Origin of the sequence: Candidatus Magnetaquicoccus inordinatus, assembly GCF_004217665.1 — a bacterium.
Lineage (GTDB): Bacteria > Pseudomonadota > Magnetococcia > Magnetococcales > Magnetaquicoccaceae > Magnetaquicoccus > Magnetaquicoccus inordinatus.
In genome coordinates this window covers 1-22048 of sequence record NZ_RXIU01000036.1, presented here as the reverse complement: position 1 = coordinate 22048, position 22048 = coordinate 1, and the positions used below count along the sequence as shown (strand labels likewise).

Annotated in this window: 19 protein-coding genes; 9 read left to right on the top strand and 10 right to left on the bottom strand. The window is 53.3% G+C overall.

Features of this window, described 5'->3' with window-relative positions; genetic code table 11:
- The 3 genes from EJP87_RS04920 to lsrF all read right to left on the bottom strand — a co-directional run.
- On the bottom strand, window positions 1–1138 hold a 1138-nt coding region (locus EJP87_RS04920; RefSeq protein ID WP_130470751.1), incomplete at its 3' end, for a hypothetical protein.
- A 32-nt stretch (window positions 1139–1170) separates the two neighbouring features.
- The gene (locus tag EJP87_RS04915) at window positions 1171–3264 is read right to left on the bottom strand and encodes a bifunctional aldolase/short-chain dehydrogenase (RefSeq protein ID WP_130470750.1); all 2094 of its coding nucleotides are present in this window, start codon (window positions 3262–3264) and stop codon (window positions 1171–1173) included.
- 43 nt (window positions 3265–3307) lie between these two features.
- A complete protein-coding gene (gene lsrF, locus EJP87_RS04910; protein WP_130470749.1) occupies window positions 3308–4186 on the bottom strand; it encodes a 3-hydroxy-5-phosphonooxypentane-2,4-dione thiolase in 879 nt (292 codons plus the stop codon).
- Between the two features lie 188 nt (window positions 4187–4374).
- Here lsrF and EJP87_RS04905 point away from each other — a divergent pair, with 188 nt between their 5' ends.
- Window positions 4375–5181, top strand: coding sequence for a PHP domain-containing protein (locus EJP87_RS04905; RefSeq protein WP_130470748.1), 807 nt, complete (start codon window positions 4375–4377; stop codon window positions 5179–5181).
- Window positions 5178–5555 (top strand): SWIM zinc finger family protein, encoded by a 378-nt coding sequence (locus EJP87_RS04900; RefSeq protein WP_130470747.1) that lies wholly within the window; start codon window positions 5178–5180, stop codon window positions 5553–5555. Before EJP87_RS04905 ends, EJP87_RS04900 begins: the two co-directional genes overlap by 4 nt.
- A gap of 38 nt (window positions 5556–5593) precedes the next feature.
- On the opposite strand, the gene EJP87_RS04895 is transcribed toward EJP87_RS04900, so the two are convergent.
- From EJP87_RS04895 to EJP87_RS04885, 3 genes are all read right to left on the bottom strand, one after another.
- A complete protein-coding gene (locus EJP87_RS04895; protein ID WP_130470746.1) occupies window positions 5594–7687 on the bottom strand; it encodes a M48 family metalloprotease in 2094 nt (697 codons plus the stop codon).
- Window positions 7684–8574, bottom strand: coding sequence for a zf-HC2 domain-containing protein (locus tag EJP87_RS04890; RefSeq protein ID WP_130470745.1), 891 nt, complete (start codon window positions 8572–8574; stop codon window positions 7684–7686). Before EJP87_RS04890 ends, EJP87_RS04895 begins: the two co-directional genes overlap by 4 nt.
- 102 nt (window positions 8575–8676) lie before the next feature.
- Window positions 8677–9534, bottom strand: coding sequence for an RNA polymerase sigma factor (locus EJP87_RS04885; protein ID WP_130470744.1), 858 nt, complete (start codon window positions 9532–9534; stop codon window positions 8677–8679).
- 606 nt (window positions 9535–10140) lie between these two features.
- Here EJP87_RS04885 and EJP87_RS04880 point away from each other — a divergent pair.
- Window positions 10141–10386, top strand: a complete 246-nt coding sequence (locus EJP87_RS04880) for a hypothetical protein (protein WP_130470743.1) — start codon at window positions 10141–10143, stop codon at window positions 10384–10386.
- A gap of 81 nt (window positions 10387–10467) precedes the next feature.
- Window positions 10468–10686, top strand: coding sequence for a hypothetical protein (locus tag EJP87_RS04875; protein WP_130470742.1), 219 nt, complete (start codon window positions 10468–10470; stop codon window positions 10684–10686).
- A 199-nt stretch (window positions 10687–10885) separates the two neighbouring features.
- On the opposite strand, the gene EJP87_RS04870 is transcribed toward EJP87_RS04875, so the two are convergent.
- Window positions 10886–11965: a SapC family protein gene (locus EJP87_RS04870; RefSeq protein WP_130470741.1), complete on the bottom strand. Its 1080-nt coding sequence runs from the start codon at window positions 11963–11965 to the stop codon at window positions 10886–10888.
- A gap of 217 nt (window positions 11966–12182) precedes the next feature.
- Here EJP87_RS04870 and EJP87_RS04865 point away from each other — a divergent pair, with 217 nt between their 5' ends.
- Window positions 12183–12419 (top strand): hypothetical protein, encoded by a 237-nt coding sequence (locus EJP87_RS04865; protein ID WP_130470740.1) that lies wholly within the window; start codon window positions 12183–12185, stop codon window positions 12417–12419.
- A gap of 63 nt (window positions 12420–12482) precedes the next feature.
- Here EJP87_RS04865 and EJP87_RS04860 read toward each other — a convergent pair whose 3' ends face one another.
- The 3 genes from EJP87_RS04860 to EJP87_RS04850 all read right to left on the bottom strand — a co-directional run bounded on the left by EJP87_RS04860 (window position 12483) and on the right by EJP87_RS04850 (window position 15446).
- The gene (locus EJP87_RS04860; protein WP_130470739.1) at window positions 12483–13433 is read right to left on the bottom strand and encodes a chemotaxis protein; all 951 of its coding nucleotides are present in this window, start codon (window positions 13431–13433) and stop codon (window positions 12483–12485) included.
- Window positions 13434–13498: 65 nt separating this feature from the next.
- Window positions 13499–13954 carry a rhodanese-like domain-containing protein gene (locus EJP87_RS04855; protein WP_130470738.1) on the bottom strand — a complete coding sequence of 152 codons (456 nt, stop codon included), beginning with the start codon at window positions 13952–13954 and terminating at the stop codon, window positions 13499–13501.
- A 139-nt stretch (window positions 13955–14093) separates the two neighbouring features.
- Window positions 14094–15446, bottom strand: coding sequence for a TrpB-like pyridoxal phosphate-dependent enzyme (locus EJP87_RS04850; protein WP_130470737.1), 1353 nt, complete (start codon window positions 15444–15446; stop codon window positions 14094–14096).
- Window positions 15447–15772: 326 nt separating this feature from the next.
- Between EJP87_RS04850 and EJP87_RS04845 the strand changes: the two genes are divergently transcribed.
- Genes EJP87_RS04845 through EJP87_RS04830 form a run of 4 tightly spaced genes read left to right on the top strand, consistent with a single transcriptional unit; the run spans window position 15773 to window position 21875 of the window.
- Entirely contained in the window at window positions 15773–16066 is a 294-nt protein-coding gene (locus EJP87_RS04845; RefSeq protein ID WP_130470736.1) for a hypothetical protein, read from the top strand.
- A gap of 35 nt (window positions 16067–16101) precedes the next feature.
- Entirely contained in the window at window positions 16102–17271 is a 1170-nt protein-coding gene (locus tag EJP87_RS04840) for an efflux RND transporter periplasmic adaptor subunit (RefSeq protein ID WP_130470735.1), read from the top strand.
- Window positions 17272–17281: 10 nt separating this feature from the next.
- Window positions 17282–20440: an efflux RND transporter permease subunit gene (locus tag EJP87_RS04835; RefSeq protein ID WP_320412215.1), complete on the top strand. Its 3159-nt coding sequence runs from the start codon at window positions 17282–17284 to the stop codon at window positions 20438–20440.
- Window positions 20433–21875, top strand: coding sequence for an efflux transporter outer membrane subunit (locus EJP87_RS04830; protein WP_130470734.1), 1443 nt, complete (start codon window positions 20433–20435; stop codon window positions 21873–21875). The genes EJP87_RS04835 and EJP87_RS04830 overlap by 8 nt, the downstream gene beginning before the upstream one ends.
- The last annotated feature ends 173 nt before the right edge of the window (window positions 21876–22048 follow it).

Below are 22048 nucleotides of genomic sequence, written 5' to 3'. Positions count from 1 at the left end.
CCAGCAGATGCAGGATCCGTTTATTCCCCCCTTCCGCATCAGCAGAGCCAGGAATGCTCTGACGAAAAGCAGGGGTCAGCAACAACCGTTTGCGTAACGGCAAATGGTTATCCTGGAGAGCAAAGGGGTCGCCTGCCAGATCACGTGCATCCAAAAAAATACCCAGATCGATAGGCGCGCCACCGATCATGGCGCGTGCCAACAGACGCACGCCAGACAGAGTGCTGAGAATCACCCGCACACCCGTAAAACGACCATTGAGAAAACGGCGAATCCCTTCGCTCTCCTGCAGCAGAGGCAGATCCCAATCGGCCTGTTTAAGCTGACTCACATCCACACCATTGGCCACCTCTCCCGCCAGCCAAACAGCCGACAGATCGGACCAGGTAACCAGACGCCGCCAGTACAATAACAGCTCGCGCAAGGCGCTCAGAGTGGAGGCAACCACCAGAACAACAGCCCCTCTTCCCTGACTCTCTACCCATTTCAAAGCCAACAACGGCACATCGAGCCCGGTGGCAGTCAATGCCAACAGACGATCCTCTTGTTGCAAAGCTGTATTGACCTCCCCAAACAGTCGCGCCAAAGGTACAGGAAGAGGATGGCGCTCTGGAAACAAACCTATTCCCTGCAACCAACGACGCATCATCATAAACTCGCGACTGTCCAAACGATCCAAATCGCTGCCCAGGATGGCATGAAAATCGGAGCGGTTGCGTACTGTGGCGGGCAAAGTGTTGCAATTGCTGACCAAAAGAGGTTGGGATACCCGATCGGCCAACTCCAAAAAGGGTGTCAGCTCTTTGCGTGTCAACGCCGGGCGTCCCGGACGATAGAGCAGTTGATAGGGATGCACATCCCCGGTCAGGGTGCGCAACAAACCATCCGCACCGGGAATACGCTCCGGCAGACCATAACGACGACGCGCCTCCGCAGGCACCACCCCTTCCGGCCAAATATCTGTGGCTTGCGGCAGGGTGCGAATCGCCAACAATGCCTCAACAAACACCGCGAAAGAGAGCTGTTGCTCCTGCTCCGACAGACCAAGCATCCGCTCTTCCCATTGGGCAAAACGGGAGAGGCCATTGAACAAACCGCGTTGCAGACAGAGCTGCGCTTGCGAATGGTTGGGCAACATGGTCTTGGCAAACTCTTCAAGACGGGAAAAAATTAACGCGGCGTCGCATCCGGCAACCCCCCATCGACAGGCAGGGTCACTCCCGTACAAGGAGCTTGGCGGGTAGCAAAATAGAGCACGGCATGAGCCACATGGGTTGCGGTAATACGTGCTTTTAACAAATTACGATTTTGATAATACTCCTGCAACCCTGCTGCATCCAAGCCACGGGCACGCATGCGCTCTGGTCCCACCTCAGCCCACAAGCCAGAAGGACGCTCTCCATCGGCAAAGACCCCATCCGGGGCCACCATATTCACCCGCACCCCCAGAGGCGCCAATTCCAAAGAGGCTATGCGCGCCAACTGATGGGCTGCCGCCTTGGTAGCACTATAGGCAGCAAATTGAGCTCCCGGAGCAAACACATTCTTGGTGGAGATCAAAACCACATCACCACCGGTTGCCTGCTGACGAAACAGTCTGCTCACCGCCGTCAACAGATGCAACGTCCCCTCCACATTGACCCGCTGCAGACGTTGAAAAGCTGCAACCTGCATCTTTTCCAAAGAGGAGACATGAGCCAACCCCGCATTGAGCACCAACAGATCCAATCCACCCCACTGCCCGACAATCTGCTGCAGCCCTTGAGCCACCGCTTCTGGATCGGTGACATCCATCCCGACTGCCATCACCCGCTCTCCGTGCAACTTTTGCAGCTCTGCCCGCAAGGAATCCAAGCCCGGCCCAGGCAAATCGGAGGCCGCCAAATGGACTCCTTGGGCCAACAACTCCCGACAGATACCTGAACCAATGGCCCCGGCAGCGCCTGTTACCAAAGCCACCTGACGCCCTAAAGCAGCTCTTGGCGCCGAGGAGAGTTTTGCCCGCTGCGGCGCATAATATTCCATGGCAAAACAATCGGCCTCAGCCAACCCCTGGTAGCGCCCACCCATACGGAAAATAGTCTCTTTCACCCGCAGAGTATGGCATAACAGATCCCGTACCCGCTTGGCCTCTATAATATCTGCTCCCACACATATTGCACCCACTTCCGGTATCAAAACCACCCGCGGGGTCGTATCATAACGCGCACTCTCGGCAAGAGTTCCTGCCGCCTGCCGATCGATATAGGCACTATAGGCTTGGCGATACTCCACAATCGCCTCTCCCAACCCCTCCACGGTGGCAGACTCCCCTTGCAACCACAACGGCAATGGCTTGAGCCGAATCAGATGATCCGAGGTCAGTGGCGGACTGACCAGACTCGTACCTATTCCCTCCTGCCGCAAAATCGACAACACCTCTTGATCGATCCAGGGCAGGAGGATAAAACGGGCAAAAGGTTGATCGACGTTACCGCTGTCACAGGCCAATGCGCCTCGCAGAACCGGGGCCAGTTGCCGATAGCGCTGCCAGGCGCTCTCCACCTCCGCTTCACCCACCTCGGTTGCAGGAGCATAAGCTTTGCCAAGATACTCCTCTACCCGATTGACCAGAGCAATCATCCTGCCATAAGACTCTTCTGCACTCTCTCCCCAGGTGAGCAGACCATGCTGCATCAACACCATACCCTGAGTGTTGGGAGCCCGCTCCCGCGCCTCTGCCACCGCTTTGGCCAAGGCAAATCCCGGATGGATATAGGGCAGAATCAACACATCCTCTCCCAAAGCTTCCGCTAATAAAGCAGCGCCATTCTCCTGATTGCTCAAGGTCAGCACCGCATCGGCATGGCTATGATCGATATAGGTATCTGGCAAAAAGGCATGCAGTAAGGTCTCGATGGAGGGAGTGGCACTCTCTGGATCCAGTCGCTGCCCACGCAACAGATGGACCATGGCCGCATCGCTCAGCTCCGGCAATTGTCGCACCTTGCATAAGAGATCCAAGGCTACCGCCGTATGCTCTTCCGGTTCGATCACAGCAAGATCCCCACCGGAAGCTTTGACATACAATGCGGCAATCGGTTCCCCCAACAGGTTGTGCCACACCCCTTTGACAGAGGTATTGCCACCCCCATGCAGCACCAAAGCCGGTTCACTGCCCAACAAACGACTAGCATAGGTACGCAAGGCCAAAGCTTCACTAAAACGTGAAGCATAGACGGCACACATTTGCGCCGCCGCATCGGCAGACCAGCGATTGTGCATCACCCACTCCCTTCATTCAGCAACGCATGCCCCTGCAACCGACCTATTGCCCTGCCAAAGAGCGAAACAGGTCATACGCCTCTTGTGGTTTCATCCCCGCGTGCACCACCTGACGTACCGCCTGGATCATCGCCGCCGGAGCCACCGATTGAAAAATATTACGCCCCATATCCACCCCGGAAGCACCCTCCTGAATCGCCCGATAGGCCATGGTCAAGGCATCTTTTTCCGGCAATTTTTTGCCCCCGGCAATGACAATCGGCACCGGACAGGAGGCGGTCACCGTCTCAAAACCCTCTTCCACATAATAGGTTTTGACATAGGTTGCCCCCAATTCAGCACAAATGCGCGTCGCCAAACGCATATATTTGGCATCACGCGCCAATTGCTTGCCCACAGCCGTCACGCCCAATACCGGCATCCCATAACGCAATCCGGCATCAACCAGACGGGTCATGTTGTGTACCGACTCGGTCTCCCCTTCCCCCCCAATAAACACCTGCACCGCCACAGCCGCTGCATTCAAACGCAAGGCATCCTCCATATCCAAGGCAATCCGTTCATCGGAAAGCTCCTTGAGAATGCTTGGACCCCCGCTGGCACGCAACACCACCCCTTTGTTAAAGGTTGAGGGAGTCACTGCACGCAAGATGCCACGGGTACACATCAGGGTATCCGCATAGGACAACAGCGGATTGATTGTGACATCAATACGCTCCAACCCGGAAGTCGGACCCATAAAATAGCCATGATCCACCGCCAACATCACTGTTTTGGCCGTCTGCGGATCAAAAATATGCGCCAAACGATTCTGCATGCCCCAATCCAGCGCCTGACACCCCTTCAGTGGAAAGGGTGCGGCGACCTGCGCTCGCCCCAAATGATAATCATGGGTATCCTGTTGCCCGTCGTTATCTGCCATGCTCTCCTCTCCTTCAGTGTGGTGTTGGTTATGCGACTCCTGCCCGTTGGCGCACCAACTCTTATTCAGACACAGTTGCGCCAGCGGAACAAGCCCTCTTCAAGCAAAAGGATGACTTTCTTGATCATCGCTTCTCTGTTATATTGTTCGATTGACTGGGTTGAACCGCCGATAGTAGCAAAAAGAGTATGAAAAAAAAATTGCCTCCTGATCAACTTTTTGTGGCCGCTGCCTCTTTGCAAAGCCAGCCGATGCCACCTTGGGAATATCATGTCCATTCCCAATATTCGGATGGTTCTGCCACGCTCAGCAACTTGATCGCCCGTGCCAAAGAGTTGGGACTCAGTCGCCTGATTTTTACCGAGCATACAGAACCAGGATTGGTGGCGGGCGAAGATTGGTTCCAACAATATATCAAAGAGGGTGTCCGCTTACGCCGCCTGCACCATCTTTTGGCTATTCATCCACATAAAAAGCAAACCGCACCCCATTTGGAAATATTTTTTGGCGTGGAGGTGCCGGTGACAGATTTTAGCGGCGGCTTGTTGATGGATGCACAGATTGCTGAACAGGCAGAGTTTATCCTGGGCGCCGTCCACGCCTATCCCGGTTATGGCTGGACCATGGGCCAAATTGCCCCTGAATTGGCCATTGAACTGGAGTTCAAAGGCTTGATGGCGCTGGCAGAAAATCCCCTGGTCGATGCCATTGCCCATCCTGGTGGTATCTGTGAAAAATTTGCCACCCCTTTTCCTCTTGCTCTCTTTGAAGAGGTGGTCTGCAAAGCTACCAACAATGGGATCGCCATCGAACTCAACCCAGCCTACCATGAACCCATGGCCCCCTATCTGGCCATCTGCCGCAAACATAATGCCTGGATCTCTCCCGGATCCAATGCCCATCATCCAAACGATATGGGACGTGCCATACAGGTGTTAAACGAATTGGGCTCCTCCACTCCCACTCCCCGCAGCCTTAACAGGAAAAAAAGATGAAAGAGATGCAATTTTTGGTGCAATACAGCAATGAAGAGCCCCATTATACCGTCACCGTGCGCAAGGAAAAACGCAACATCACCGCCCTGTGCACCTGTCCGCAAGGTGGTGCTGGCCTGCTCTGTAAACACCGTCTCTCTCTCCTCGCCGGCAAAGCCAAAATTGTCATCGGAGACAATGCCGATAAGATCAAAGATCTTGTCTCCTGGATTGCCTGGACCGATGTGGGCAATGCCATGAACAAAATTGCGGAAATACAAAAAGAGATCAAAAAAGCGGAAAAAGAGCTGGCAGATGCCACAGCCAACTTGGCAAAACAGCAACAAGAGCTCACCGAGGCCCGCAACAAGTTGATCAAGGTCATGGGTGATTAAAAAAGAGTTCTGCAAGAGCAGAGATCGATCCAGCACACTCATTCAGCGCGGTGCACGATCCATACCTCCATGACCATTCCGTTGTGCACCAATACTGCCCAACGCCGGCCATAGTTCCACACCTCCCTATCGCCAGCCAACGGACGAATCTGCAATGGCGCTCCCAACTTGTTGCGCAAAGAGGAGGCACTGCCTAGGCGACCATCGCGCAATACCACCATCGCCGCATATCCATCGACATCCAACACCTCTACATCCCCCCCACGCCGATAGGCAATCCCTTTTTGCTTGTCCGGCAACCAGCCCAAATGGGTGGCATGCCAACCTGCAAACAGTTTTTGTCGATCTGCCGCATCCAAATCCTCTCCTGGCTGCACCGGCAGAGGCCAAATCGGCTCCTTCTCCTTGCTCTCGACCAGACAATGCAAACGGGCCACCGCACAGGCAATGCGGGCATATCGTGGTGGCAAAGGCTCCTTGCGTGCGGCCACTCGTTTCCACCAGCTTCGAGCATCACGCCCCAGCTTGCGCAGCACAATCGCCTGATTAAACAATAAAGAGGTCGGTGCCTCTTTTTTGCGTGCCTGCCGTTGCCAATGGGGCAAAGCAGCCTCGCCCAACCCTTGCTCCTCGCTATCCAGATAGGCCATCAACCCTTGCCATCCAGAGAGATCGGCCTGCCCCGGCTTGATTCGCAATGCCTCTTGCAAAGCCAAACGGGCCTGTAAAATCTGCTGGCGATAAAAATAGGCGGTGGCCAAATTGAGTCGTGAGGGCAGATACTCTTCATCCATTGCCGCAGACTGTTGCAGATATTCGGTCGCCTGCTGCAGATCCTCGCCAACGCTATCGGTCATCACCGCAGACAAACCACTCTCGCTCTCCCGTATCTGCCTCGGATAACCTGCAATCAGTGCTTCCGCCCGACTGTATCCATCCAAGACAATAGGCAACCAATAGGAGGCCGCGGCTGCCATCGAGTTCATCCCCTTTTGTGCGCGCTGCAGATGACAGGCTCCCAGATTGTTATAGACCTCTCTGGACGGAAAAATCTGCAGAAAATGACGCAACAACGGAATAGCCTGCCCACAGCGGCCAAAATGGGCCAAACGCACAGCAAAACGAAAAAAGGTAATCCCCTCCGCCAAACGGTCCAGGCGCGCCCGCAACAAAGCTTCACGCTCCCTGGCCAACGGATGGTGACCGGCTACCTTTTTTCCCGCATGCTGCGACTCTCCCCACAAGGTAAAAAAATTGTCATGCTGTTGATCATCACTCTGATCCAACAGCAAATGCACCCCATATCCCGCCATCCCGGCATAGAGAAAACCGAGCTCATCTGCCTCCCGCTCTTTGGCCAAAGAGGCGGCTACAGTCGCGGTATCAACCGCCTTTTCCGCTTTGCCTTGTGCTACGGTCGAGACTTCAACCGCCTTCTCGGCTTTGCCTTGTGCTATGGTCGAAACTTCAACCGCCTTCTCGGCTTTGCCTTGTGCTACGGTCGAAACGTCAACCGCCTTCTCGGCTTTGCCTTGTGCTACGGTCGAAACTTCAACCGCCTTCTCCGCTTTACCGTGTGCCAGAGTCGCATTTTCAACCCCCTTCTCCGTTTTACCGTGCGATGGCGAAACATCGAGCAACTTTTCATTTTTACTCTGTTTCTGCGGATTGCTCTCTGTTTCCGCTCCCTCTTTGGTCAGCGCATGATAGACCTCTTGATCCCAAAAATCATTATTGCCCAAATGGGCCAGCTCATGCCCTAAGACAAAGGCCAGACGCGCATCCCCCTCATTCTGTCCTACATGCCGGTAACAGAGCTGAACCGCCCCCAAAGAGAGCAAAATATGGCCATCCGGCAAAGTAAAGGCCCACGGTTGCTCCACCTGGTTTACCACTGTCAGTTGCGGTATACGGTTGGCACGCCTGTCGGCAACATCTTGCACGCGGGCAAAAATCTGTTGAGCCCGCTCTACTTGCGGATTGGCAGAGCGCTCAACCACTCCATATTTTTTTTCCAACAGGGAGAACAACAGATTGGGTGTTGCAGCAGCTTCTGCCCATACGGGCACCAACAGGCTGATCCAGGCCACCAAACAACCCAAGCCCTGGATCATGCCTGCTGAGAGATTCACAATTGAAACCCTTCATGGATGCTTAAACAGGCTTTTTGCAGTTCTCGACACAAACGAGCCGCCGAATCCTCTGCTGCACCAGGCAAAGTCAACCATTGACGAATCGTCTCAACCTCCTGCGCCGCAATACGTGCTTCCACCTCGCCGGCAGCAGCACGCTTGCGCAATCGCTCCGCCAAGGCACTGCTGATGGGAGCTTGTTGCCGCAACAGAGCTGCTTGCGGTGGGGGATCCAACTGACAACTGCCCTGCAACAACGCAACCCATCGCCCCAATTGATAATATTCAACAGAGTGGGTTGAGGCATCTCCTGCCCCACCCTCCGCACCCGTTTGCAAACGCTCCCAACCCGCTTTGACACCAGACAAATAGGCTTGGCGCAACAGATTCTCTGCCCGATTATCGGCAAAGCCCAAGGCCATCTGTGCACTGCCGCCAGGCAATAGAGAAGCCAGTCTCTCCTTGTCGAGCAGACGACCATCGGCCAGAGTATTGCGATAGGCCGCTGTCACCATATTGCCCATATCAGGAGCCAGCGGATTCCACTGCACCCAAACCAAGACCAACCCTGCCGCCAGGGCCAAAAAGCCCCACATTTTTTTTCTGCGCCAAAGAGCAAGATTGACTATATTCTCCGAGTGCTGCCCACCCTGTAGAGCGGCACCTCCCAACCAGCTTTGATAACAGACCGCACAACGATCCAGATGCTGCAACAACGCCTCTCGTTGGCGAACAGATAAAGCTCCCTCCAGCAGATCACTCAACTCTCTTGCCGAGGGACAACTCTCCGTCCGTTTTTCCTGACCGGCCGCCAGGCTCAACAGCACCGTCAGATGCTCCGCTGCCTGCTCCCGTGGTGCACTGTTTTGTATAGATAATGGTTTCATCGACCGCTATTCCCATATGGAGAAGGGGAAGTTGATCCCGCAGCAAGCACGGAATCCCTTTTAACCCTATAGACGGCAAAATGGGCACTCATTGTCGTTCTCTCATTCTGAACCCGGCTCCTCATCCAAAAGCGCATGGACAGTTTCCGTCACCCCAGCTTGATCCAGAGCTTTGCGAATACGCGCCAATAAACGGCGCTGACGCCCATAGAATTGATTATTGTTCAAACCCAACAGCCGTGCCGCAGCCTCCACCTCCAGACCATCCTGATAGAGCATTTTTAACATCAAACGCTCTTCACTGCTCAGCGAAAGAACGGCGGCTATTTTTGTCAATACAGCACGCCCGGCAGCCCCTTTTTCCTCCCCTTCGCCTTGGGTCAAAAAACGATGCAGAGCCTGCATGATCTCTTCCCGTTGTTGCACCATCTGCCGCTCCTCCGGGGAAAGACGATGCAAGGTTGTACCGGGTCCAGCCAGATCATCCAACAGTTCGTTTTCGGTTGCCACCTCGGCAACTGCACCTTTGCCACAATCGGTTGCCTGTTTCAAAATAGTGCGTATACAGGCCCAGATGGTCGCCTCGGAGCGACCTCCCGGAGCACTCTGTTGCAGATATTCCACCACCTGCAAAACCGGCATCCGCTCCAGACAGAGCAAACGGAAGATCTCACTGCATAACCCTCCTTGGTCAACAACCCACTGCGGAACATGTACCCGTCCAAAGCGACTGCGGGAAAAATCCTCCAGCATGCGCCAAGCAACCTGTGTAAAATAGGTAGCAAACGAGGCCGTGGCCCGCCCTTCATAGGCACGTAATGCTCCCCAATCGTTGCGTGACATCGCCTCCTGGGTATAGAGCATCGCCTCATCGGCCAGATTGGCATCGACAAAACGGCGTTGGGCAAGGATTTCCAAACGCTGCCACTGCTGCAAAAACAGTTCACGAAAATCGGGCACGGCTCAACTCTCAGCACCTTTCTCTCACCAGGCAAACCCTGGCAGATCCAGAATCCATTCTCTATCGACATTGGCAAGCTTGCACACAAAGCCAGCTCTAGTCTAGTCACATCATAAAAAAAAGAAAAGCATTGCTCCACACAGGGCAATCGCATTTGCAAATCAGAAAACTATTATGGAGGTCCAGGAGGAGATTATCTCCTCCTGGTGGGTACAGGGCAAAGCCTTGCTGGTCATGTGCGGCGTTTCACAAAAGCGAATGCTTAAGCATTCGCGCACGCCGCACCGATTCGTGCCCCGCAGGGGCACTCTTTGGGAGGGCGGACGCCCGACATGCACCGTTTCGCTTGTGGCAACAGTGAGGAAATTGGCAAATGCGCTTGCCCTGTTGCTCCACATCTCTCCCCTGGATAGTTTCTGCCGCACCGCACAGGGAGAGCGCTACAACCCGTCTGTACTGTTCAAAAGAGCCTGTGCAAAAAAAATGGCCACCCCCCCGACAAAAACAAAATCCGCCGTCGTCCATGTAGGCAAGAGCGACGCTGATCACTCAAAACCAAACCAAACAAACGAATCATCGTTCACCATAGTGAAAGGAAACAGACCATGAACAAAGCAATCATCTATCTGACCGTGGCCCTCTCTGCAACCGCTTTGAGCAGTGCCACCTTTGCTACCGAAGCTACCCCGGCCAACAAAAACAGCGTGGTCGCCAACAGCGAAAGCAAGGCCATCCCGGAGAACAACAAAACCAAAACCGCTCCTGCCAACAAGGAGGTCAAGGAGAATAAAGCTGCCGAAACCGCCCAGAAACCGGCTGCACCCGCTGCCAACAACGAAGTGAAAAAATAAGCTCCCCAGCCTTCCGGCGGGGAGAGCACTAGAACGATTTACAACATTTGTCATATATTACCACACCAAGGAGAGAGTATCATGCACAAAGCATCCCTGTATCTGACCGTTTTCCTGGCCTCCACCGCTATCAGTGGCGCCGCTTTGGCCAACAGCACCACCCCCAACCAACAGCCCCCGGCAGCCGCAGCCGGCAAAGAGCAAAAACCCGCCCAGGAAAAAAACAAGGCTGAAAATAAAAACCTGGAAGAGGCCAAGAAAGGGGAAACACAGCAAAAGGGTCACGAAGTCAAAAAATAGTGGCCCTGCAAGCAGAGCCGCTGCGCCTGTGGGGGCCACGCGCCCCCACAACAGGCCACCAACGCATCCTGCACCTCCCCCAGCCCTATTAGGCACCCCATACACAGGCTTCGACCATCCGCCAACAGATGGTCGATTTTTTTTGTCACGCTCTCCGCTTGACTCCACGCGCCTCAATCACGACCGCGACCATGCACCATCAAGTGGTCGATTTTTTCTTGCCCCCCCGTACCGGTTTGGCAACAGTCTCGGCAGCAGCTTTGCCTGGAGGGTCAGTTTTGAGATTTGGTACAACGCTCTTGGCAGACACAGAGGCTGTTTTGCCTGGGGAAGAGAGCGCTTTTCCTGTACTGACAGTTGTTTTTCTGCCGCTTGCAGGCTCCTTGCTGGGATTTGCCGGCAAATCGCTTGCAGCTTCTCCTGCTTTAGGGACAACCCTTTTGTCCTGGGCTGTTGTTCTGACCACAGGGGCTGCTGCTCCATCCGCTGACACCTTTACTGGCCCAGCAACCGCTTCTACTGCCGGTAACGATGCAACAACCACCCCCGATGCCTCAGTCTCTGCCTGTCGGCTCTTCCCTCTCTCCCTTTGCAAGTTTGGCAAACGCTCCAGTTGCGCCAACGAAAACAAGTGCGCATAGATTGCCGGAAGATAATTTTTTTCCCGCAACTGTATAAATTGCTCGACAGAAAGATTTTGCAACCGCCCTTCATTGATGACAAAACAACCGGCAATCGTCTGCTGGCGTTCATTGTTGCCAAAACGTAATTGCATGGGCACCAACAGATCGCACATCTCCAGGGTACGGACAAAAGCAAGCGTCAACTGCTCCAAATGATACAGCTCTGCCAAATAGCGTTTGACATTTTCCAAAGGTACCGCCGGTTGCCCAGCAGCATCAAACAGAGCAGCTCCTTCTGTTTCACTTAACAGGTCACTGCTTTCATCAACACACACCACAAATTGATCCTTGCCCGCAGAGGTCAGGACAAAGGGATAACGCCGGATTATCGCTGGAATATAACCTGCCTGCCATTTTCCCTGACCATCAACAAACAGATTTTCTCCCTCATGCAGCCCCAACAACACCACCGGTCGCCAGGAATCATTTTGCCGGTCTTTAATAAAGACAATCGGATAATATGCCGCTGCGCGCATAAACTCCTGCTGGGTTACATAAGCGATATGAAATTTTGCTGCATAGTGATAGTGCTGTGTTTCCTTGATCCGGGTCGAGGCATGACGTTGAAACTGCACTGGTACAACATTTTGCATCATGGGTGTGCTCTCTTTCGTTCAATTGACAAAAATCAACGATAAAACGGGGTATAAAAAGCGCATGTGCAATACAGCATGGTTCTGGACTTCACCGCTACCCTGTGCAATACTTGACATATTGTGACGCCAAGCTTGAGGATGAGGGTGTGCTTCCTGCAAACTTCTGCCCTCCCGCCTAATGTTCACCCTGTATCAGCCTCACCTTGAACCGATGATCATGCTGACTAACTGCTTTGACTGTATTCACTTCTTCTCCTCACCACCCGTCGAAACCGGCATTCCGTTATTAAGCTGGCGATTTTTATGGTGCAATTTTTATCAGGTACCATTTAACGGATTTGCCCGTTTTCACTTGGTGTTCTGCCCGGATTTTCAAGGACAGAATGCGCTGTCAGCCATGGATTCTCTCCCTGGCAGTGAAGATCAAGCACAAGAGCCTGCAATCGAGGATTAAACCAGCCTCAACAGCCTGACAGTAAAGATTTAATCAGACACAAACCCTGAACAAAATGATGAATCAGCGACTATCCAACAATCGATTGGCCTTCTCTACCTGCTCCAAAACAATACGCGCCATGTTATCCGGGGTAAATTTGGGAATAAAATCATCCGCACCGATCTGATGCGCCTTATCCTCATTGGATTTGTTGCTCAAAGAGCTGTTTACCGCCACATATATCTTGGCCAAACGGGGATCGCTTTTCACCTTACGGGTAAAGGTAAAGCCATCCATAATCGGCATTTCAATGTCGGTAAAGACCATGGTATAGGAGCTGTTACCGTTTTTATCGAGAGATTTTTCCAACATTTCCAAAGCTTTGGGCGCTTCATCCACAACGGTATGGCGAATACCCATCTGGTTTAATACCGCCTGAATCAAATGACAGGCCGCTTTGGAGTCATCCACTGCCAAAATATGATGCTCTTTGCGCACAATTTGTTGGCCTCGGGCAATCAACTCCCTGGAGATGGTTATATCAATACCCACAATATCATTGAGTATCTTCTCTACATCCAACATTTGAATCGGCTGGCCTTCATGATAGGTAATGGCAGCCAGGCAACTCTGTTCATAGACATCCCCAACCGGCTTGATAATCTCATGCCATCCTTTGGTAATCAAAACATTAGGTCGATGCACCAAAAATCCCTGGGTAGTTGTGCTGTATTCACACACCAGGATATAGCTGAGATCTTGTCGGTAATTGACCGGTTTCATGCCCAAATATTCGCCAAGATCAATCAGATTGATCGGGTGTCCGCGAAAATTGAACGCCCCTTTGATAACCGGATGCGCCTGGGGAACAGCGGTAATCTCCTTTGGCGTTTCAAGGATCTCAATGATTTTGAAGACATTCAACCCATACAACTGCCCATCCATGAGAAAAAAGGTCAGCATCTCCACCTCATTGCTCATGGCCAGATTGGCCCGCTTGTCCACTTCGGCAAAGAGTTGATCTTGTGTCATGGTTTCCTCCTGAAACCGGTTGATAATCTTTTCAACAATAAATGCGTGTACACAACCCCCACAATCTATGAAACCAACTTGCGAAACTGTGGATTGGGCGACGAACGCAACAAGCGATCAACTATCTGCCGGAAGGTGGTTGCTGGAGTATTGCGATCAGTCAAAGCCATTAGCAGTTGCGTCATGGTCTCCTCCCGCCGACTGGACTCCCGATAGGGATGTTCGTGCAACAATCGAGAGATCACCGCCAAATAGGCTGCCATACCACCTTCCAGACTGCGCACCTGGCTCTTCTTGGAAAATTTACCGACCAAATAACGGCTTCCCTCACCTTTGGCACAGTAAAACAACAAGGGACGTGAGGCCATTTGCGCGGCAAAACGCTGTTCAAACTCGGCACAGCGCTCCTCAATATCCAATATGTAAACCCGGTGCGATCCCGGAATGGCCGGATCGACATCCGTGCTACCCCGTACATCAATCAAAATGGGCATAGCCGGATTGGCCAAAAATTGCTCCATAGGCATTTCATGCTTGTGATGTGTACTGAAAAACACCTTTTATCCCCCAAACATATCATCCATGACCACTATTCCTGCAGAGGAAGAGTCGCCAATACAGCGACTCCTTCCTCCAGACAGAAATAATCCTCCTAAAAACTTATTCCACCGGACGCAAACGCGCTAAAGCTGCGGCTATCTCCTCCTCAGGATAGGAATAATCCTCCAACTGACCAGCAAAATAGCGATCATATGCTGCCATATCAAAATGGCCATGCCCAGAAAGTGTGAAAAAGATGGTTTTTGCCTCTCCCTGCTCCTTGCAGCGCAGCGCCTCATCGATAGCCACCCGAATGGCATGGTTTGATTCTGGCGCCGGGAGAATCCCTTCACAGCGCGCAAACTGCACCCCTGCCTGGAATGTGGCCAATTGCGGTACCGCTACCGCCTCCAACAATCCCAGATGATGCAGATGCGACACCAATGGCGAATCACCATGATAACGCAAACCACCCGCATGAATGCCTGGCGGAATAAAATCGTGCCCCAGAGAATACATCGGCATCAAAGGTGTCAGACCAGCACTGTCCCCATTATCATAGCAATAGCGCCCTTTGGTCAGGGTGGGGCAAGAGTCGGGTTCGACAGCAATCAAGCGTATCTCCTTTCCGGCAGCCTTGTCCATCAAAAAGGGAAAGGCAGTACCACCAAAATTGGAACCGCCGCCACAGCAGCCAATCACCACATCCGGCGTCACCCCAATTTTTTTGAATTGCGCCTGCGCCTCCAAACCAATCACCGTCTGATGCAGCACCACATGGTTCAACACCGAACCCAACGCATAATGGGTGTCAGCCCGTCCCGCCGCCTCTTCCACCGCCTCAGAGATGGCCAAACCCAAAGAGCCCGGAGTGTTGGGATCGTGTGCCAACGCCGAACGTCCCGCATGGGTCAACTCCGAAGGACTGGAAAAAACCTCTGCCCCCCAGGTCTCGATTAAAGAGCGGCGAAAAGGCTTTTGTTGATAACTGACCCGTACCATATAAACCCGCACCGTCAAACCAAACATGGCCCCAGCCAGAGCAATCGATGATCCCCACTGTCCGGCACCGGTCTCTGTGGTCAACCGTGAAATACCTGCCTGTTTGTTATAATAGGCCTGGGCAACCGCCGTGTTGGGCTTGTGTGATCCCGCAGGACTCACCCCTTCATATTTATAATAGATCCGTGCCGGAGTGCCCAAAGCCTCCTCCAAGCGGCGGGCACGAAACATCGGGGCCGGACGCCACTGCCGGTATACCTCACGTACCGCATCCGGTATGGCAATCCAACGCTCCGTAGATACCTCCTGGAGAATTAATGCCTCAGGAAAAATCGCTGCCAAGGCATCGGGTCCAATGGGTTTGCCATCTGGACCTAAAGGAGGAGGTAAGGGTGTCGGTAAATCCGCCGCGACATTATACCAATGGCTGGGAATCTCCGCTTCCTCCAAATTGATTTTAATATCTTGCATCCACGTTCTCCTCTGTTTTCCTTCCGACTGACCTGACAGCGCGATTTATCCGTTTCTATTCGCTTTAACTTCCCCTCGCAACGGATGGTAACCTGTTGTCTCAAAACAAAGCAAGGTCTGCCAACCCATGCCACTTGCTCCAGGACAAAACATGCTTTCTTTGTCTGCCTCCTCCTCTCGGCAAGCAAATATAAAAAAATATCATTCTGAGAATGATTCTCATTTACATATTCTCTCCCCTCTGCTATACACCATTCTATGCTCTGCAGTAGCAGACACAATGCGCCATATTTACCACCTTTTTTCCAACCATAGGAGAGTTTGCCATGGAGATATGCTATATTGTCGATGCTTGGCTGGAACGCGCCGACCCACGAATCACTGTTTGCAGTGCCCACAATGGCAGCGCTGTGCTTGACTGGGACCAACATACCATTCATAAACTTTTTGCCAGCGGCGCCCTCTCCCCAGAAGATTTTCGCCCCTCCTCCAGTCAGGAGCTATGGGAGCTGCTCTGTGAACTCTTCTATTGGCAAAACATCTTGGGATTATCCTCTTCTCCTGCCAACTCACGTCAAGAAATGTATGGAAACCTTGCTGGGAAAGAGACGATCTCCTAAAGTAGAGTGGTGGGGATAAAAGCGAGCAAGGAGAGATGATGCGTACCATTCGTCTACAACAGATAATAGCAGTTGCTATTCTGTTTTTACTGAGCGGTTCTGGTAACAGTGACACCAATAAAAATAGCGAGGGCAAAACAAACGCACCTCCCGCACCAGAGGTAGAGATGGTTGCCGCCGTGCGGAAAACAGTTGCCCTGCAACAACAGGTGCCAGGACGTTTGCAAGCAATCCGCAGCGCTGAAATTCGTGCGCGCGTGGCAGGTATCGTGGCGCAATTGCAGTTTGCCGAGGGAAGCGATGTCAAGGCCGGTACTCCCCTCTATCGGCTGGATGATCGAACGCTGCTCAGCCAAGAACGCAGCGCACAAGCCGCTCTGGAAAAGGCGATTGCTGAACGACAACTCAGCAAGCAAACTGTCGAACGCTATAAGCAGTTGGTCGGCAAAGAGGCTGTCAGTCGCCAGGAATATGACCAGGCAGAAGCCCAGTATAAAAAAGCCGCTGCCGAAGTCAGCAGTGCCGAAGCACTCCTGCAAAGGGCGCGTATTGACCGGGAGTATGCCCACATCACCGCCCCCATCGATGGGCGGGTCGGGCGCTCTTTGGTCACCGAAGGCGCCCTGGTTGGGCAAAATGAACCGACCCATCTCACCACCATCGAACAACTCGACCCAATCCGCGTCAATTTTACCCAATCGGGACCAGACTGGTTCCGCCTGCAACGCGCCCTCCGCGAAGGGGGCGCCAAAGCGTTGGAATCGGTAGCCATCCACCTTATCCTGGATGATGATCGACCCTATCCACACGCCGGTACACTCAATTTTACCGATATGGCCATCGACCCGCAAACCGGTGCAGTGGCCCTGCGTGCCGAGTTTCCTAACCCAGAGCGTATTCTACTCCCCGGACAATTTGTCCGTGTGCAATGGGCACTGGCCAGCAGCGAAGGAGTTACCGTACCACAAAGAGCGGTACAAACCGCCGCCCAAGGGCAGATCGTTCTGATGCTGGACGAACAGAATAAAGTGATCACCCGCGCCATTCAAACCGGTGGCTTCTCTGGACAGGATTGGATCATCAACCAGGGCGTGAAAGAGGGTGAAAAGGTAATTGTCAGCGGGATCCAGAAAGCCCGACCCGGAACTCTGGTCACCCCCAAAGATCTTACTCCAGAATCCCCTTCTACCGCCGTCAAGCGTTAGGATACCGGTCATGTTGCCTCGCTTTTTTATCGATCGACCGGTCTTTGCCTGGGTCATTGCCCTGGTCATCCTGCTGACCGGCCTGCTCTCCTTGAACAAACTGCCGGTCGCACAATATCCCGATGTGGCCCCACCAGCCATCGCCATCACCGCCACCTATCCAGGCGCCTCGGCACAAGTGGTCGAAGAGAGCGTCACCTCCCTGATCGAACAAGAGATGAATGGTCTGGAAAATCTCTTGTACATGGAGTCCGCCAGCGACTCCATGGGAACCATGACCCTGACCATTACCTTTGCTTCTGGAACCAATCTTGATTTTGCCTCGGTCGATGCGCAAAACCGAATTAAACGGGTCGAAGCTCGCCTCCCTGAAGAGGTGCGGCGGCAAGGCATCACCGTGGTCAAATCACGTCGCAACTACTTGATGTTTATCACGCTCTTCTCTCCTGACCGCACCCAGGATGCCGTTGCCCTGGGTAGCTTTACCGCCAGCACCATCCTGGAGCAGTTGCGTCGCGTCCCAGGTGTCGGAGAGGCCAACCTGTTCGGTACCGAATATGCCATGCGTATCTGGTTGGATCCTGCACAATTGACGGCTCTCAACCTCACCCCCGGCGACGCCCTGCGCGCCGTCAGAGCACAAAACAATCAACTGGTTACTGGAGAGTTGGGACAGCTTCCCGCTCTTCCCGGACAACAACTCAATGCCCCCATCCTGGTCCGCAGCCGACTCAATAGCAGTGAAGAGTTTGGCAATATTCTCCTGCGCACCAACAGCGATGGCAGCACTGTCCGCCTCAAGGATGTGGCCAAAGTGGAATGGGGTGCCCAGGAATATACCATCCGCGCCCGCCTGAATGGTCAACCGACAGCAGCCGTCGGCATCAAAGTGGCGCCAGGTGCCAATGCTCTGGATACCGCAGAGCGGGTTAAACAGCGCATGAAACAGTTGCAAACCTACTTTCCTGCCGGCATCTCCTGGGATATTCCCTACGATACCTCTACCTTTATCCGTATTTCCATCCAGGAGGTTATAGTCACCCTTGGCGAAGCCATGGTATTGGTTTTCTTGGTTATGTTCCTCTTTTTGGGCAATTTGCGCGCCACCTTTATTCCCGCCATCGTCGTCCCCATAGCCCTCACCGGCGCTCTGGTCGGCATCTATCTGCTGGGATACTCGATCAATGTCTTGACCCTCTTTGCCATGGTCCTCTCCATCGGTATCGTCGTGGATGATGCCATTGTCGTGGTGGAAAATGTGGAACGGGTGATGATGGAAGAACAACTCCCTGCCCGACAGGCAACCCGCAAAGCCATGACCCAAATCTTTAGTGCCATCATTGGCATCACCTTGGTGCTCTCCTCGGTCTTTGTGCCCATGGCCTTTTTTAGCGGCAGCGTCGGTGCCATCTATCGGCAGTTTGCGGTCACTCTGGTCTTGACCATGCTCTTTTCCGCTCTGATGGCCTTGACGCTCACCCCCGCTCTTTGTGCAACCCTGCTGCACAACCCTCAGGGCCATGCTCACAACTCTCCCGGTCTATTGCGGCGCTTTGCCCAATCCTTTTTACAAACCAGTGAAAGTTATCGCCTCTCCATTGCGGGTATCCTGCGTCGTCCTCTGCTCTATCTGACGATCTATCTGGCTATCGCCATCACTGCCGGCGGCCTTTTTCTCCGCTTGCCCGGCGGTTTTCTCCCCGATGAAGATCAAGGCTATTTCATCAGTATTATCCAACTACCACCTGGTGCCACGCAAGAACGCACCCTGGAAATTCTCTCGCAAGTGGAAAATTATTATCTGCAACAATTTGAAGTTGCCAAAGTGGTGGGAGTCGCCGGTTTCAGCTTTTTTGGCAAAGGACAAAACTCTGCTATCACCTTTGTGCGTCTGAAAAGTTGGGATACCCGCAAACAAGCGGAAGAGCAGGCCTCGGCACTGGTATTGCGCGCCAATATCGCCCTTTCGCAAATTAAACAGGCCCTGATTTTCGCAATTAATGTTCCGCCGATCCCCGAACTATCTGCCGTTGGCGGTTTTGATCTGCGCCTGCAGGATCGCAGCGGCAGCGGTCGCGATGCGCTTCTGGAGGCCAGAAATCAACTGCTTGGCCTGGCCTCTCAAAACCCAAACTTGGCTGGAGTCCGTCCCGAAGGGTTGGAAGCCGGCCCCCAACTGCTGATGACCATCGATCGCACCAAAGCCAGCGCCATGGGCATCGATTTGGCCGAACTGAACGAAACCATGCAAGTGGCTCTTGGCTCAGCCTATATCAATGATCTGATCCGTGAAGGTCGCATTCTCCAGGTGCAAATGCAGGCCAATGCCGACACCCGCAGCGACCTGCAACATCTGCTTACAGTGCGGGTGCGCAATCGCTCTGGACAACTGATTCCGCTCTCTGAATTGGTACAAAGTCGCTGGGTGGCAGCCTCCCCTAAACTGGATCGATACAATGGTCTGCCCTCCATGAAGCTGGCCGGCAACCCGGCACCGGGACACAGCACCGGAGAGGCCATGACTACCATGGAAAACCTGGCCCAACAACTGCCCCCTGGTATCGGCTTTGAATGGTCTTCAACCTCCTTTGAAGAGTCTCTCTCTGGGGCCCAGGTGCCGATGCTCTTTGGCCTGTCATTGCTGGTGGTCTTTCTCTGTCTGGCAGCTCTTTATGAAAGCTGGTCGATTCCTTTTGCCGTTTTGTTGATTGTCCCCATTGGACTATTTGGTGCCGTCCTGACCGTCCTGGCTCTCGGCATGCCCAACGATGTCTATTTCAAAGTGGGATTAGTGGCGGTGATCGGCCTCTCTGCAAAAAATGCCATTTTGATTGTTGAATTTGCCCGCACCTTGGCCCAACAGGGCATGCCGCTGCTGGAAGCCACTTTGGAAGCCTGTCGGATGCGCTTTCGGCCTATCGTCATGACCTCAGCAGCTTTCATCCTCGGGGTCATGCCACTGGTCTTCTCTACAGGAGCCGGAGCCGCCAGTCGCCGCGCCATCGGCACCGGTGTCATGGGCGGTATGTTGTCGGCAACCCTCTTGGGTCTCTTTTTGATCCCAGTCCTGTTTGTCACCATTCGCCGCATCTTCCCAGAACAAAATATTGCTGCGGATCCACCCTCCCCGCCCATTACCCCTGTTGCCAACGGAATCAGCCATGAATAAGCCTCTTTTCTTCGGCCTGCTCTGCCTGACAGTTGCCAGCGGATGCTCATTTATTCCCAATCTTCCCTCTGCACAACCGCCAATTCCAGAAAACTGGCAAGAGGTAAAAAATCTCCATCCCACAACCGATCCCCTTGCCCTGCCGGTGGCAACCAACAGTGCCACTCTCCCCTGGCGACAATTCTACCAGCATCCGCTCTGGCAAGAGGTGATCGATAGCGCTTTGCGCAACAACCGGGATCTGCAGGCAACTGTGGCACGCATGGCCAAAAGCAAAGCGCTGCTGGGTATCACTGATGCCGCACGTCTGCCAAGCCTGCAAGGAAACCTGCTGCATCAGGAGAGTCGCACCCCCGCCGAACTGGCGCAATCTGGAAAAGCAACACGCAGCACACGAGAGGATCTGCAACTGGCCATTCCAGCCTTTGAGTTGGATTTTTGGGGACGCATCCACTCTTTGCGCGAGTCAGCCAAAGCCACCTATCTGGCCAACCTGGAGACAGTCCAGGCAGTACACATTCTCTTGATCGCCCAAGTGGCAGAAGCTTTACTCCTGTGGCGGGAAGCGGCGGAACGCAGCACTTTGGCCCAACAACAAGTGGCTCTTCAGCAAGAGTTGCTGGAGTTGATGACTGAACGGCAAAAAGTGGGTTTGGCCACTGCACAAAGCCAATTGCAGGCGGTTACCGCCTGGGAAAACGCAAAAGTGGAGTGGGCCGAATGGCAACGTCAAGAGGGAGAAGCGCACCATCACTTGCAACTGTTGAGCGGCCACAATTGGGATCCCGACCGTCATTGGCCTTTATTGGAGGAGTTGATTCTCAGCGATACATTGCCAGAAGGAGTTCCCGCATTGGTATTGGCCAGTCGGCCAGATGTGCGTGCCGCAGAATATCGTTTGCAGGCGGCCAATGCCGATATTGGCGCCGTCAGAGCTGCCTTTTGGCCCCAAATCAGTTTGACCGGTTCTCTGGGTGTTGCCAGTAAAGGTTTGCAAGGTTTGTTTCAAGCAGGTGCAACAACCTGGAGTTTTCTTCCCTCCATTGAGATTCCGATTTTTTCTGCTGGTCGGCACCAATTTGCCCAAGAGGCGGCGGAAGCGGAACAAGCAGCTCTGTTGGCTGAGTATGAAAAGATTGTGCAGCAAGCCTTTCGCGAGGTTGCTGATGGATTGCAGGCACGAAAGGTGTTGGCCGATAAAGTGGCAGCGCAAAAAAGCAGCTATCATGCGCAATGGGCGCGCCAGCAACTGTTGCTGGAACGGTGGCAGGCGGGAGTGGACAGCAAACAAGAACTGTTGCATCAGCAACTGCTTGTCTCGGAACAGGCTCAACAATTACGCAGTGTGGAACGACAACTTTTGCGCAATCAAGTGATGCTCTATAAAGCGTTGGCTGGGGGAAGCACTCCCACCCTATCGCACTCCTCCCCATAAAGAATCAGCAAGAAGTACAAAGGGAAACAAAATGCACAGGTCATACTGCAGACAAATATTTTTATTGAAAGCATAGCTAAATATAAGTAAAATTATTCAAACAAAGCAAACTTGGTTCCTTCAACAGGATACATAATCTGGTTCGCCCAACCAATCGGCTTACCTGCAAATGC